The sequence below is a fragment of the Streptomyces sp. NPDC029466 genome, assembly GCF_055574515.1.
The window spans coordinates 1-1,194 of record NZ_JBVHZH010000120.1 but is presented as its reverse complement, the minus strand read 5'-3'; the positions used below and the strand labels follow the sequence as shown (position 1 = coordinate 1,194).

At 55.5% G+C, this 1,194-nt stretch carries 1 rRNA gene; it reads right to left on the bottom strand.

The features are described 5' to 3' along the window. Positions 1-21 precede the first annotated feature (21 nt). Positions 22-1,194 (bottom strand): 23S ribosomal RNA (locus ACZ4XD_RS37380); the annotation flags it as partial.

Here is a 1,194-nt window from a genome sequence, read left to right as displayed (position 1 = left end):
ACACAGTGGACGCGAGCAACTGAGGACAAGCCCTCGGCCTATTAGTACCAGTCAACTCCACCCGTTACCGGGCTTCCATATCTGGCCTATCAACCCAGTCGTCTACTGGGAGCCTTAACCAATCAAGTTGGTGGGAGCCCTCATCTCGAAGCAGGCTTCCCGCTTAGATGCTTTCAGCGGTTATCCTTTCCGAACGTAGCCAACCAGCCATGCCCTTGGCAGGACAACTGGCACACCAGAGGTTCGTCCGTCCCGGTCCTCTCGTACTAGGGACAGCCCTTCTCAAGACTCCTACGCGCACAGCGGATAGGGACCGAACTGTCTCACGACGTTCTAAACCCAGCTCGCGTACCGCTTTAATGGGCGAACAGCCCAACCCTTGGGACCGACTCCAGCCCCAGGATGCGACGAGCCGACATCGAGGTGCCAAACCATCCCGTCGATATGGACTCTTGGGGAAGATCAGCCTGTTATCCCCGGGGTACCTTTTATCCGTTGAGCGACGGCGCTTCCACAAGCCACCGCCGGATCACTAGTCCCTACTTTCGTACCTGCTCGACCCGTCAGTCTCACAGTCAAGCTCCCTTGTGCACTTACACTCAACACCTGATTGCCAACCAGGCTGAGGGAACCTTTGGGCGCCTCCGTTACCCTTTAGGAGGCAACCGCCCCAGTTAAACTACCCACCAGACACTGTCCCTGATCCGGATCACGGACCCAGGTTAGACATCCAGCACGACCAGAGTGGTATTTCAACAATGACTCCACCATGACTGGCGTCACGGCTTCAAAGTCTCCCACCTATCCTACACAAGCCGAACCGAACACCAATATCAAGCTATAGTAAAGGTCCCGGGGTCTTTCCGTCCTGCTGCGCGAAACGAGCATCTTTACTCGTAATGCAATTTCACCGGGCCTATGGTTGAGACAGTCGAGAAGTCGTTACGCCATTCGTGCAGGTCGGAACTTACCCGACAAGGAATTTCGCTACCTTAGGATGGTTATAGTTACCACCGCCGTTTACTGGCGCTTAAGTTCTCAGCTTCGCCACACCGAAATGTGACTAACCGGTCCCCTTAACGTTCCAGCACCGGGCAGGCGTCAGTCCGTATACATCGCCTTACGGCTTCGCACGGACCTGTGTTTTTAGTAAACAGTCGCTTCTCGCTGGTCTCTGCGGCCACCACCAGCTCA